The following is a 13566-nucleotide window of genomic DNA, read 5'->3' on the forward strand; positions in this document are numbered from 1 at the left end:
GTGGCCAAACTCACGAATAAAATCGCCAAATTCACGAATAAAACCGCAAAACTTAAGAGAAAAGCATATTAAAACGCATTTCACTAGTAATATGACAAATAAAGCACGGAATTTCAGTTTCCTAGGAGGAATAGTGTGCATCAAAAAAGAAAATAAAGGAGAAGGAGTGATGTATAAATGAGAAAACAGTGTGAAAAGCCTATTAGGATGCTAAAGCTGGAAGCTTTGATGAGAAGGCTGCCAGCAAATCATCCTAAACAGGAAAAGATACACAATGATTTCAGGAAGATCCGTACAGGTTATAACGGCGAGCGAATTATTGGAAATGAGTTAAATAGTCTTTCGGAAGACTATCACGTTTTACATGATTTGAGATTATGCCACGGAGAAAGCCGTTTTTTTCAAATAGATTACTTAATCATTTCCAAGAGTCACTGCCTCATCATTGAAGTGAAAAATTTTACGGGAATGCTCTATTTTGATCGTACCTACCATCAATTGATTCAGACGAAAGATGGACATGAACAAGCTTTCCTGGATCCGCTCATCCAGGTCGATGTGCAAAAAACACGGTTAAATACATGGCTTGCTGTTCATAATTTTCCTCCGCTGCCGATTGAAACGCTGGTTGCCAATGCCAACCCAAATACAATCATCAGGACTACCCCTGGTTTTACTCCGATTCTCAAGAAGATCACAGGAAAAGAAACGCTAATCTCCAAAATCCTAACCTTGAAAGAAAGGTACCCATCTGAACAATTAACTCAAAGGCAGCACAATAAGCTAGCCAAGACGATCTCGGAAAAAAATACCCCACATTATCCTGATATTCTCCAATTGTATCAAATTGATGAAAAAGATTTGCTCAAAAGCGTTGAATGTCCTGGCTGTTCTGCACTCCAAATGCAATATCACTGGAGGAAATGGACATGCCGCCACTGTTCTTACGTCTCCAAAGATGCCCACATTCAAACTCTACGTAATTACGCCCTTCTTATCAATTCCACCATTACAAATAAACAAGCACGTGAATTTTTACAGGTAGATTCAATCGATATTATGCAACGACTGCTATCCGCAATGGAATTACCCTACTCGGGTAAACGTAGAAACAGGGTTTATAACCTTGATCGGTTATTTCAAAAATAACGTCGCGCGCCAAACTCACGAATAAACAGCCGCAATTCACGAATAAAATCGCCAAACTCACGAATAAAAGCCCGAAACTCACAAGCAAAACCCACCAAACTCAAGAGTAATTCGCCCATTTCGTCCAAGAGCGCTGCAGCGGTCTCCAAAAGGCTGGAATTAGCGTTAAATATCCCCCATTTAAGTAACATTCCGTCATCTAGATTCGTAAATTATAGTAAGGTTGAAAAATCTTCAGCCAAGGAAAGAAAGTAGTGAGGGCTTTGAAAGATTTATTGAATGTTAAGCAAAAAGAAATGCTGCAGTTCGTGGAGCAGCTTGTGAATATTGATAGTGGTTCATATACAAAAAAGGGCATTGATGAAATTGGTTTGATATTGAAAGCGAAGTTTGAAAGTTTGGATTTTATCGTGGATATCGTGGAGCAGAAGGATTATGGCAATCAGCTGGTCATTCAGCATCGGGAAGCGGTTGAGCCGCATATTCTGGTTGTTGCACATATGGATACGGTTTTTCCTGAGGGGACGGCGCAACAACGTCCATTCAAAGTGAAGGGGAATCGGGCGTTCGGGCCTGGTGTAGCCGATATGAAGGCGAGCTTGGTTGCGATTTTTTATGCGATTTATTGCTTGAAACAGACGGGGCAGACAGGCTATAAGCATGTTCAGATCATTCTGAACAGTGATGAGGAGATCGGTTCACCTTCGTCATCTTCCCTCATAACTGAAAAAGCGGCAAAAAAGAAGTATGCGTTAGTTCTAGAACCGGCAAGGACGGATGGGTCATTGGTCACGGCGAGACGCGGTTGCGGTCAATTCAAGGTAAATATAGTCGGAGTGGCGGCCCACTCTGGGATAGAGCCGGAAAAGGGACGAAGTGCAGTTGAGGAGTTGGCTCATAAGATCATTGCACTGCATCTACTGAATGATCGGCGTTCGGGGATTAGCGTTAATGTCGGCATAATTGAAGGCGGCTCCGCTGTCAATGCGATCGCTTCACATGCGGCTGGTTTTGTCGATGTGCGGATTTCGGAAAAAAGGCAGGAAGCTATCATCCTTAAACAACTGAATAAAATCTGTGCGAAAACATATATTTCAGGGACGAAAACGACATTGACCGGGAAAATGGATCGGTCGCCGATGGAAAAGACGGAGAAGACGAACATGCTTTTGGAGACGATCCGCCAAGCGGGGAAGGAGATTGGCATTGATATTACTGATACGTCCACGGGCGGTGGCTCGGATGCTTCCTTTACAGCCGATTTGGGCATACCGACGGTGGATGGGCTTGGTCCGATAGGTGGAAAAGCTCATAGTGAAGAAGAATACCTGGAAATACCAAGCCTGACGGAACGGACCTTGCTGCTGGCGATCGTCCTTCAAAAATTGTCAAAAATGAACTAGGATACTAATTCCGATTAGTCTGCTCATATTTCGCTTGTCATACATGATGTTTATGATATATTGTTAATTGGGAAGCTAAATAAGAACAGAATTTATTGGAGTTGAATATATATGCTGCATCAGTTTTCACGTAATGAATTAGCAATTGGCAAGGAAGGCATCGATATGTTGAAGAACACGACCGTGGCTGTCCTGGGTGTCGGCGGCGTAGGGTCTTTTTCAGCTGAGGCATTGGCCCGCACAGGTGTTGGCCGCATTATTCTTGTCGATAAGGACGATGTCGACATCACCAATGTTAATAGACAGATTCATGCTCTTTTATCGACAGTCGGTCAACCGAAGGCCGAATTGATGAAAAACCGCATTCAAGACATCAATCCAGACTGCGAAGTGATCGCTCTGAAAATGTTTTATACAGAAGAAACGTTTGAAGAGTTTTTCAGTTATGGCCTGGATTATGTCATTGATGCCTCCGATACGGTGATTTATAAGATGCATGTGATGAAGGAGTGCCTGAAACGGAATATCAAGGTGATTTCAAGCATGGGCGCCGCTAATAAAATGGACCCGACACGTTTTCAAATTGCTGATATCTCGAAAACGCATACCGATCCGCTTGCAAAAGTCATCCGTACTAGATTGCGTAAAGAAGGCATTACGAAGGGAATCCCGGTTGTCTTCTCCGACGAAAGTCCGATCGTCATTCGGGAGGATGTCCGCAAAGAAGTCGGCAATGACGCGGCAAAAATCCGAAAAGCCCAAATGCCGCCGTCCTCGAATGCATTCGTCCCATCCGTAGCCGGACTGATTGCAGCAAGCTGGGTGATCAATGATCTTTTAAAAGAGGTTGAAGTCCGCCGTGTAAACGATTGATACGCTTAAAAACCTGACTCAAGATGGAGTCAGGTTTTTTTGTGTGTAAATAGTAGATTTTCCCTTTATATAACTTTTTTATCCAGATCTTATAGACGGGGTCGAAAGAATGAGATAAACTATTTTCAGAATATTATTTTTTATTTGGATATTCTGATTATTAAAAGAACATACAAAACAAGGGGGTTTCAAATGAAGAAGAAAAAGCTAGCAGGAGTGTTTCTATCACTTTCATTGGTTGCTGGGGTACTCGCAGGTTGCGGAGACTCAAAAACTAGCAGTTCAGGTGGAGGTTCATCCGACTCGGGTGAAACAATTAAAATCGGTGCCAACCTTGAATTGTCTGGAGGTACGGCTTCATTCGGCCAATCGGCTGCCGATGGTTTGAAACTGGCCATCGATGAAATCAATAAAGAGGGAATAGACGGAAAAAAACTGGAAATCGTCAAGGTTGATAATAAGTCCGATGCTGCAGAAGCTACAAGCGGTTCGATTAAGCTGGTCAGTCAGGACAAGGTTGTGGCTGTAGTCGGATCAGCGACAAGCACGAATACATTGGCACAGGTTCAGGTCGCACAGGATAATAAAGTTCCTCTACTTACACCAACTGCAACAAATCCCGACATCACCAACAAAGCTGGAAAATTAAATGATTATGTGTTCAGAACGTGCTTCATCGATCCATTCCAAGGTACGGTGGCTGCCAATTTCGCATCTGACGAAATAGGGGCGAAGACGGCTGCGATTTATGTGGATAGCGCAAGTGATTATTCTAAAGGCTTGGCAGCCGCTTTTAAAGAAGCGTTCACTGCCAAGGGCGGTAAAATCGTGGCGGAAGAAGCGTATGTTACAAAAGATACTGATTTCCGCTCTACATTGACACGAATCAAATCGGCAAAACCAGAGTTCGTTTTCCTTCCTGGTTATTATGAAGAGGTCGGTTTGATCTTAAAACAGGCACGTGAAGACGGAATAGATCTTCCATTCATGGGTGGAGACGGCTGGGATTCCCCGAAGGTCGTTGAAATTGCCGGAGCCGAGGCTCTAAAAAATACGTATATCACGAATCATTATTCACCAGAAGATGAAGATGCCAAAATCCAGGATTTCGTTGCAGCCTTCAAAAAGGAATACAAAAAAACACCGGATGCCTTTGCCGCGCTTGGCTATGATACTGGATACTACCTGGCTGATGCCATAAAGAGATCTGGCGATGCTTCTCCCGAAAAAATCAGACAAGCATTGGAAGATGTCAAGGACCTTCAATTAGTTTCCGGAACGCTGAACCTCGATGAAAATCATGATCCGATCAAATCGGCCACCATTTTGGAATACGTGGATGGCAAACAAACATTCAAGACAAAAATCAATCCATAATATATCGTGGATAGGGGGACAGGCTTCCCCCTATTCTATATTCACTGAAAAAACACCTATTCGGGGAGAGTGCAATATGGAACTGATTCAGCAATTGGTAAATGGCGTATCGCTCGGCAGCATTTATGCATTGATCGCTCTTGGATATACGATGGTATATGGAATCGTCAAGCTGATTAACTTTGCCCACGGCGACGTCTTCATGGTTGGTTCATTTGTAGGGTTTTACGCCATTACGGTAATGGACCTATCCTTCATCCCGGCTTTATTGCTTTCAATGGTCACTTGTGCCATTTTTGGTGTCTTAATTGAACGAATCGCTTATAAACCCCTTCGTAATGCAACACGGATTGCGGCCTTGATCACGGCCATCGGTGTTTCCCTTCTAATCGAAAATGGGCTGATATATGTCCGGGGCGCTCAGCCGGAAGCCTATCCAAATAATGTTCTTCCGATGGATAAACTCGATATATTCGGTGTTTCCATCAGCAGTCAATCGATATTGATCTTATCTGTATCCATCATTTTAATGATCATCCTCCAATTCGTTGTCCATAAAACCAAAATCGGCAAAGCGATGCGTGCCGTGTCATTCGATTCCGAAGCGGCAAAGCTTATGGGAATCAATGTGAATAATACGATTTCAGCCACCTTTGCGATAGGCTCTGCGCTTGCAGGGGCAGCTGGGGTCATTTTTGGAATCTACTATATTAAAATTGAGCCGTTAATGGGTGTCCTGCCTGGTCTGAAGGCGTTCGTCGCCGCAGTTTTGGGCGGCATCGGCATCATTCCGGGAGCGATGGTCGGCGGATTGCTGCTTGGCATCATCGAAGCTTTGGTCAGCGCCGCCGGCTACTCGTTATGGCGTGATGGCGTCGCTTTTATCGTTCTCATTTTCATTTTGATTTTCTTACCGCAGGGCCTATTCGGTAAAAATAGAAGAGAAAAAGTATAAGGGAGACAAAGCTATGACTATTCTAAAGAAATCAAAGGGCTTTTGGCTCTCGATCGTGGTCGCTCTCATTTTTTTCGGAATCATGCAGTTCTTCATTGCTAACGGTATGCTCAATCCCTTTTATATCAACACACTCATGTTCATCGGCATCAATATCATGCTTGCGACCTCCTTGCATTTAATCATCGGAATTACCGGGCAGTTCTCGATTGGACATGCAGGTTTTTTGGCGGTAGGTGCTTATGCTTCGGCGGTAATGACGATGAAGCTGGAGTTCCCCTTTATCGTGGCGGTATTGGCTGGGGGCATTTTCGCCGCTGTCGCCGGGATGGTGATAGGAATTCCCAGCCTGCGCTTGAAAGGGGATTACCTAGCCATTGCTACACTTGGTTTTGGGGAAATCGTCCGGATTATCCTTTTGAATATTGAATATGTCGGCGGGGCTAGCGGGATGCAGGTATCCCATCTGACCACTTGGCCATGGGTTTTTGCCTGTGTCATGATCACCGTCATCGTCATCCGGAATTTCACCAATTCGACTCACGGACGTGCCTGCATATCGGTCAGGGAGGATGAAACGGCCGCTGATGCGATGGGGATCAATACGACCTATTATAAGGTGGCGGCTTTCGTCATCGGAGCTTTTTTCGCAGGCGTTGCCGGCTCGCTCTATGCCCATAATTTCTATATCATCCAGCCATCGAACTTCGGTTTCCTGAAATCGTTCGATATTCTGATTTTCGTCGTCCTCGGCGGACTTGGAAGTTTATCAGGTTCCGTTCTGGCGGCCATCTTGCTGACGATCGTAACAACCTTCCTCCAGGATTACCCGGAAACGAGGATGATCATTTACAGCCTTGTCCTGATTCTGATGATGATTTTCCGCCCGCAAGGTTTAATGGGAACGAGGGAAATCACGGCTCTGTTCACACATAAAAAAACGAAAGGGGATCAAAAGGATGGAAGCCACAATACCGTTGCTTAAAGTAGATTCGGCAGGGATCCGTTTTGGAGGGTTGAAAGCCGTATCCGCTGTTAATGTGGAATTATTTCCAGGGGAACTTGTTGGCCTGATCGGACCGAATGGAGCGGGGAAAACGACCTTTTTCAATTTATTGACGGGTGTGTATGTCCCTACAGAGGGAACGATCACCTTGAATGGGGAAAACCTGAAAAAGCTGCCGCCTTATAAAATTACGAGAAAAGGAATCTCGAGGACGTTTCAAAATATTCGCCTCTTCAGTGAGCTTTCAGTGATCGATAACGTAAAGGTTGCCTACCACTCGCTTGCCAAGCATACGATTGTCGGCTCTATCTTTAGGTTACCAGGACATTTTTCCGGGGAAAGTGACATGGATGAAAAGGCGTTGGAGTTTTTGCGTATCTTCAATCTGGATCATTTCAAGGACGAGAAGGCGAAGAATCTGCCATATGGGCAGCAAAGGCGACTGGAAATTGCCCGTGCACTCGCTGCAAATCCGAAGCTCCTTTTACTCGACGAGCCAGCTGCAGGGATGAACCCGCATGAAACGGAAGAATTGATGAATCTCATTGCTTTTATCCGGAAGGAATTCAACTTGACCGTATTGCTCATCGAACATGATATGTCATTGGTCATGGGGGTATGCGAACGGATTTACGTGCTAGATCATGGACAGCTTATCGCCCACGGAAAGCCGGAAGAAATCCGCAACGATCCGAAGGTGATCGAAGCGTATCTTGGCGAGGAGGTTTCATAATGCTGAAAATTGAAGACATCAATGTGTATTACGGCAATATCCAAGCATTAAAAGGCGTTACGATGGACATTAACGAAGGGGAAATCGTGACCTTGATCGGAGCGAATGGAGCGGGAAAAAGCACACTGCTGAAAACAATTTCCGGGCTATTAAAGCCAAAGCAAGGGATTGTTTTGTTCGAAGGCGAGCCAATTGGAGGCAAAGCGGCACAATCCATCGTCAAAATGGGCATATCACATGTACCTGAAGGCCGCCGGGTCTTCGCCAACATGACGGTTGCCGAAAACCTGGAGCTTGGAGCTTATTTACGAAAAGACAAAAATGGCATCAAAAAGGATATCGGGAAAGTGTATGAACTATTTCCGAGGTTACTAGAAAGGATCAAACAGCAGGCGGGTACCTTATCTGGCGGTGAACAGCAAATGCTTGCAATGGGACGTGCCTTAATGGCAAAACCAAGGCTATTACTGCTCGATGAGCCTTCCATGGGGCTTGCGCCGCTGCTGGTGAAGCAAATTTTCAACATCATTGAAGAAATCAGTGAAGAAGGTACAACGATTTTATTAGTCGAACAAAATGCTAATCTGGCTTTATCGATTGCAGATCGCGCTTATGTTGTTGAAACGGGGCGAATTGTCCTCTCAGGCAAGTCAGAGGAGCTAACAGCAAGCGAAGAAATTAAGCAGGCTTATTTAGGAGGACACTGAACCGCTGTTTGGCGGTTTTTTTTTGTGTGGATTTGATTGATAGGTTATGCAAAATATATAAGGTGATTTAAAGATTGATAGGAGCTTCATGCAATATTTTATACATTCAAGATAGTATAATCCAATTTTGAAATAGGAATTAAGCCTAAGACGAGAGGAGGGTTCTGGGGTTAATTCCCTATTGGGATACAACTATTTTGGTATAAATGTAAGTAATAGGGAGAAAAAAAGAAGAAAACGAATAAAAAATATTGGGTTAAAAATACAGTAATTACGATATTAATATACCTAAATTATCAGTTTTTCCTTATATTTACGCTATTTTATTGTATTAAAAATATATAAGTATAATTTAGGTTTCAGATACCCTATGAAAAATATCCTATTTAACAAAATTTTCTCACTATTATTGTATAGACGGAATGAAAATTATGCGGTAAACTATTTTTCGGAATATTAATTTAATTTTAAACATTTCAACTAATCATTTTTTTCTGAGGCAACTTGAATAAATATTCATGCATCAGAGCTTGATTACAAAATGGGGGGATTATTTATGAAGAAGAAAAAACTTGCAGGTGCATTCCTTTCTCTGACACTTGCTGCAGGCGTGCTGGCGGGCTGTGCCGGTTCTGGTTCATCAGATAAATCGAGCGGCGACGGCGATACGATCAAGATTGGTGTCAACCTTGAATTATCAGGCGGTGTAGCTTCATATGGACAATCGATTGCAGAAGGTCTGGAGCTAGCGACAGAGGAAATCAATAAAGAAGGCATTGACGGTAAGAAAATCAAACTGATAAAAGTCGATAATAAATCAGAAGCATCTGAAGCAACAAGCGGAGCAATCAAGCTGACATCACAAGATCAAGTAGCGGCGATCGTAGGGGCGGCGACAAGCACGAACTCGATTGCACAGGTGCAAATTGCCCAGGATAATAAAATCCCGGTCATCTCACCATCAGGTACAAGCCCGGAAATCACGTTCAGCAAGGATAAATTGAACGACTATATTTTCAGGACAAGCTTCATCGATCCGTTCCAAGGAACGGTTGCTGCCAATTTTGCCACTAATGAAATCAAAGCGAAAAGCGCAGCCATCTATATCGACAGTGCAAGCGATTATTCGAAAGGATTAGCGGATGCCTTTAAAGAGCAATTCGAAAAAAATGGCGGAAAGATCGTCGCAGAAGAAGCCTACATTGCGAAGGATACCGATTTCCGTTCCACATTGACTCGCTTGAAATCAGACAAACCGGATTTCATCTTCCTGCCTGGTTACTATGAAGAAGCCGGCCTGATCGTAAAGCAAGCGCGGGAAACTGGATTGGACGTTCCGTTCATGGGCGGCGACGGCTGGGATTCTCCTAAGCTAGTCGAAATTGCCGGTGCAAAAGCATTGAATGACACGTACATCACGAACCATTATTCTTCAGGTGATCCCGATAAGAAAATTCAGAATTTTGTGTCTGCATTCAAGGCGAAATACAAAGATAAATCTCCGGATGCCTTTAACGCGCTTGGCTATGACACAGGATATTTCCTAGCAGACGCGATCAAGCGTGCTGGTTCAGCGGATTCGACAAAAATCAAAGAAGCGCTGGAAAAAACGAAAAACCTTCAGCTTGTAACAGGTACCTTTACTTTGGATGAAAAACATAATCCAATCAAATCAGCTACCATCCTTGAATTCAAAGAAGGAAAACAAGTATTCAATACGAAAATCAATCCTTAATACCGAAAAAAAGTCCAACCCTTCGCCGGCCCTTCTTTCATAAGAAGGCGCTGGCGAATTCTCATTTTTCCAGTATAGCCTGTTGCGAAAACTTACAGAATTGGAAGGAAAAAGTCTGGACGATCATTATAAAATTAGATATTTCAAGGAGAGTCGAACATGGAATTGATACAGCAGTTAATAAACGGGGTTTCATTAGGAAGCATTTATGCCCTTATCGCTCTCGGTTATACGATGGTTTACGGGATTGTTAAATTGATTAACTTTGCACATGGTGATGTCTTCATGGTTGGTTCATTCGTAGGGTTTTACTCGATAACGGTCCTGGATCTGTCATTCGTGCCGGCTCTGTTGATCTCGATGACAGTCTGTGCACTCTTTGGGGTATTGATCGAGCGCATTGCGTACAAGCCTTTGCGTAACGCAACTCGCATTGCCGCACTAATAACGGCCATCGGGGTTTCCCTATTGATCGAATATGGCTTCATCTACGTCCGCGGTGCACAGCCGGAAGCATATCCGAATGATGTATTGCCGACTGACAAGTTCGACATCTTCGGAGTTTCCATCAATAGCCAATCGGTGTTGATATTTGGTGTCGCTGTTGTGTTAATGATCATTCTCCAAATCATCGTCCATAAAACGAAAATCGGCAAAGCGATGCGTGCCGTTTCCTTCGACGCCGATGCAGCCAAGCTGATGGGGATAAATGTTAATAACACAATCTCTGCCACCTTTGCAATCGGTTCCGCATTAGCTGGGGCAGCAGGTGTCATCTTCGGGATTTATTATATTAAAATCGAACCGCTTATGGGTGTGCTGCCGGGGCTTAAGGCTTTTGTCGCCGCTGTTCTAGGAGGAATCGGGATCATCCCGGGGGCGATGGTCGGAGGATTATTGCTTGGTGTCATCGAGGCTTTGGTCAGTGCCGCCGGTTACTCATTATGGCGTGATGCGGTTGCCTTCGTCGTACTGATTCTTATCTTGATTTTCATGCCACAAGGCTTATTCGGTAAAAACAAAAAAGAAAAAGTATAGGGGAGACAAAGCAATGACTACAATTAAGCGAGCAAAAGGTTTTTGGCTCTCGATTTCACTATCATTGATCTTTTTCGCCATAATACAAGTGTTGATCGGCGGCGGATCACTCAATCCTTTTTATCAAAATACGCTCATGTTCATCGGGATTAATATCATACTGGCAGCAAGCCTTCACTTGATCATCGGGATTACGGGGCAATTTTCCATCGGACATGCCGGGTTCCTGGCAGTCGGAGCCTACGCTTCAGCCGTCATGACGATGAAGCTGAACATGCCCTTCACGCTAGCGTTGGTAGTGGGCGGTTTGGCGGCAGCGCTTGCCGGACTGATCATCGGAATTCCAAGCTTGCGTCTAAAAGGTGACTACTTGGCGATAGCCACGCTAGGGTTTGGGGAAATCGTCCGGATCATGCTTTTGAACATCGATTATGTGGGCGGGGCGAGCGGCATGCAAGTCTCTCATTTGACGACTTGGCCGTGGGTGTTCGCATCCGTACTCATTACGATCATTGTCATCCGAAACTTCACAAGCTCAACTCATGGAAGGGCTTGCATTTCGATCCGTGAGGACGAGACGGCTGCCGATTCGATGGGAATCAATACAACCTATTACAAAGTGGTCGCGTTTGCAATCGGCGCTTTTTTCGCCGGCATTGCCGGAGCGCTTTATGCTCATAACTTCTATATCATCCAGCCATCGAACTTCGGATTCCTGAAGTCATTCGATATCTTGATCTTAGTCGTACTTGGTGGCCTTGGAAGCTTGTCAGGAGCCGTATTGGCGGCCATATTGCTGACTGTGATCACGACATTCCTTCAAGACTATCCGGAAACACGGATGATTATCTACAGTCTTGTACTTATCATCATGATGATTTATCGTCCACAAGGGTTAATGGGGACAAAAGAAATAACATCCATGTTCAAACGTAAAGGAGGCAGCAGCCATGAAAACAAAAACACCGCTGCTTAAGGTCGAGTCGGTCGGTATCCAGTTCGGGGGCCTTAAAGCCGTTTCCGATGTGAACGTCGAGCTATACCCTGGTGAATTGGTCGGCTTGATCGGGCCGAATGGCGCAGGGAAAACGACCTTTTTCAACCTGCTGACAGGAGTTTACGTCCCGACGGAAGGCACGATCTCCTTGGAAGGGGAGGACTTGAAAAAACGGCCGCCTTACAAAATCACGCAAAAGGGAATCAGCAGGACTTTCCAGAACATTCGCTTGTTCAGTGAGCTATCCGTCATCGATAATGTAAAGGTTGCTTATCATTCCCTTTCGAAGCATAGCATTTTAAGCTCGATCTTGCGCATGCCGATCCATTTTAAAGGGGAAAAGGAAATGGATGAGAAGGCAATTGAGTTCCTGAAGATTTTCAACCTTGATCAATACAAGGATGAAAAGGCGAAGAACCTGCCATATGGTAAACAGAGACGTTTGGAAATCGCCCGAGCACTTGCCGCCAACCCGAAACTGCTTTTGCTCGATGAACCGGCAGCTGGCATGAACCCTCAAGAAACGCATGAGCTGATGAACCTGATCGCCCTCATTCGTGAGAAATTTGATTTGACCGTATTATTGATCGAGCATGATATGCCGCTTGTCATGGGAGTTTGCGAACGCATATACGTACTGGATCACGGACAGCTGATCGCTCAAGGACAGCCTGAGGAAATCCGGAACAATCCAAAAGTCATCGAGGCCTATCTGGGCGAGGAGGTTTCATAATGCTGAAAATCGAGGACATTAACGTCTATTACGGAAACATTCAAGCGTTGAAGGGAATCTCACTTTCTATCAATGAAGGCGAAATCGTGACCTTGATCGGCGCGAATGGAGCCGGGAAGAGTACGATGCTGAAGACCGTTTCCGGCCTATTAAAACCAAAGCAAGGCAAGATCCTATATGAAGGGCAGTCAATCGGCGGAAAGGCTGCACAATCGATCGTGAAAATGGGAATATCTCATGTTCCTGAAGGCCGTCGGGTCTTTGCTAACATGAGTGTTGAAGAGAACCTTCAGCTTGGCGCCTATTTACGCAAGGATAAGGCAGGCATCAAGCAGGATATGGAGAAGGTCTATGAATTATTCCCGCGTTTGCTGGAACGTTTGAAGCAGCAATCCGGTACCCTTTCAGGCGGAGAACAGCAAATGCTCGCAATGGGCAGGGCGCTGATGGCCAAACCCCGGCTGCTTTTGTTGGACGAGCCATCGATGGGTCTTGCCCCATTATTGGTGAAACAAATCTTTCATATAATAGAAGAAATCAATAAGACGGGAACCACAATTCTATTGGTGGAGCAAAACGCCAACTTGGCCCTATCCATCGCCGACAGAGCCTATGTCGTCGAAACGGGGCGGATTGTGCTTTCTGGAAAATCAGAGGAACTGACCGCAAGCGAGGAAATCAAGAAAGCTTATTTAGGCGGACATTAAGCCGCTTCTGGCGGTCTCATACTGTAGGCAAACTTCATAAGTTATGGAGTTTGCCTACAGTTTTTTTGTGTTTTGTAATTTGATCGTTTGATTTCACTGCAGGCGCTCGCTTTTACAGAGGGCGGTCCGGGAGCGTCCTCGGCTTTTAGCCTG

At 44.7% G+C, this 13566-nt stretch carries 15 protein-coding genes; 14 read left to right on the forward strand and 1 reads right to left on the reverse strand.

Annotated features, from left to right (window positions below; genetic code table 11):
- Positions 1-181 (forward strand): hypothetical protein (locus ASU00_RS25955; protein WP_236712560.1); only part of this gene is annotated, 181 nt, incomplete at its 5' end.
- Entirely contained in the window at positions 178-1149 is a 972-nt protein-coding gene (locus ASU00_RS01095) for a nuclease-related domain-containing protein (protein ID WP_057911597.1), read from the forward strand. The genes ASU00_RS25955 and ASU00_RS01095, both read left to right, overlap by 4 nt.
- Here the strand turns inward: ASU00_RS01095 and ASU00_RS01100 are convergent.
- On the reverse strand, positions 1140-1340 hold the full coding sequence (locus ASU00_RS01100; protein WP_057911598.1) for a hypothetical protein: 201 nt from the start codon (positions 1338-1340) through the stop codon (positions 1140-1142). The two genes, ASU00_RS01095 and ASU00_RS01100, sit on opposite strands and share 10 nt — an antisense overlap.
- A gap of 63 nt (positions 1341-1403) precedes the next feature.
- On the opposite strand from ASU00_RS01100, the gene ASU00_RS01105 reads away from it, so the two are divergent.
- The 12 genes from ASU00_RS01105 (at position 1404) to ASU00_RS01160 (ending at position 13413) form a co-directional block, all read left to right on the forward strand.
- Positions 1404-2552, forward strand: a complete 1149-nt coding sequence (locus ASU00_RS01105; protein WP_330219504.1) for a M20 family metallopeptidase — start codon at positions 1404-1406, stop codon at positions 2550-2552.
- Positions 2553-2663: 111 nt separating this feature from the next.
- On the forward strand, positions 2664-3425 hold the full coding sequence (locus ASU00_RS01110; protein WP_057911599.1) for a tRNA threonylcarbamoyladenosine dehydratase: 762 nt from the start codon (positions 2664-2666) through the stop codon (positions 3423-3425).
- Between the two features lie 192 nt (positions 3426-3617).
- Positions 3618-4802, forward strand: coding sequence for an ABC transporter substrate-binding protein (locus ASU00_RS01115; RefSeq protein ID WP_057911600.1), 1185 nt, complete (start codon positions 3618-3620; stop codon positions 4800-4802).
- A 76-nt stretch (positions 4803-4878) separates the two neighbouring features.
- A complete protein-coding gene (locus ASU00_RS01120; RefSeq protein ID WP_057911601.1) occupies positions 4879-5757 on the forward strand; it encodes a branched-chain amino acid ABC transporter permease in 879 nt (292 codons plus the stop codon).
- A gap of 13 nt (positions 5758-5770) precedes the next feature.
- Entirely contained in the window at positions 5771-6742 is a 972-nt protein-coding gene (locus ASU00_RS01125) for a branched-chain amino acid ABC transporter permease (RefSeq protein ID WP_057911602.1), read from the forward strand.
- Positions 6717-7496 carry an ABC transporter ATP-binding protein gene (locus ASU00_RS01130; protein WP_057911603.1) on the forward strand — a complete coding sequence of 260 codons (780 nt, stop codon included), beginning with the start codon at positions 6717-6719 and terminating at the stop codon, positions 7494-7496. Before ASU00_RS01125 ends, ASU00_RS01130 begins: the two co-directional genes overlap by 26 nt.
- Entirely contained in the window at positions 7496-8203 is a 708-nt protein-coding gene (locus tag ASU00_RS01135; RefSeq protein ID WP_057911604.1) for an ABC transporter ATP-binding protein, read from the forward strand. Before ASU00_RS01130 ends, ASU00_RS01135 begins: the two co-directional genes overlap by 1 nt.
- Positions 8204-8759: 556 nt before the next feature.
- On the forward strand, positions 8760-9938 hold the full coding sequence (locus ASU00_RS01140) for an ABC transporter substrate-binding protein (RefSeq protein WP_057911605.1): 1179 nt from the start codon (positions 8760-8762) through the stop codon (positions 9936-9938).
- Positions 9939-10097: 159 nt separating this feature from the next.
- On the forward strand, positions 10098-10976 hold the full coding sequence (locus ASU00_RS01145; protein ID WP_057911606.1) for a branched-chain amino acid ABC transporter permease: 879 nt from the start codon (positions 10098-10100) through the stop codon (positions 10974-10976).
- Positions 10977-10989: 13 nt separating this feature from the next.
- Complete coding sequence (locus ASU00_RS01150; protein ID WP_057911607.1) at positions 10990-11952, forward strand: branched-chain amino acid ABC transporter permease; 963 nt, start codon at positions 10990-10992, stop codon at positions 11950-11952.
- A complete protein-coding gene (locus ASU00_RS01155) occupies positions 11927-12706 on the forward strand; it encodes an ABC transporter ATP-binding protein (RefSeq protein ID WP_057911608.1) in 780 nt (259 codons plus the stop codon). Before ASU00_RS01150 ends, ASU00_RS01155 begins: the two co-directional genes overlap by 26 nt.
- A complete protein-coding gene (locus tag ASU00_RS01160; RefSeq protein WP_057911609.1) occupies positions 12706-13413 on the forward strand; it encodes an ABC transporter ATP-binding protein in 708 nt (235 codons plus the stop codon). Before ASU00_RS01155 ends, ASU00_RS01160 begins: the two co-directional genes overlap by 1 nt.
- The last annotated feature ends 153 nt before the right edge of the window (positions 13414-13566 follow it).

It is taken from the genome of Peribacillus muralis (genome assembly GCF_001439925.1).
Classification (GTDB): Bacteria; Bacillota; Bacilli; order Bacillales; family DSM-1321; genus Peribacillus; species Peribacillus muralis.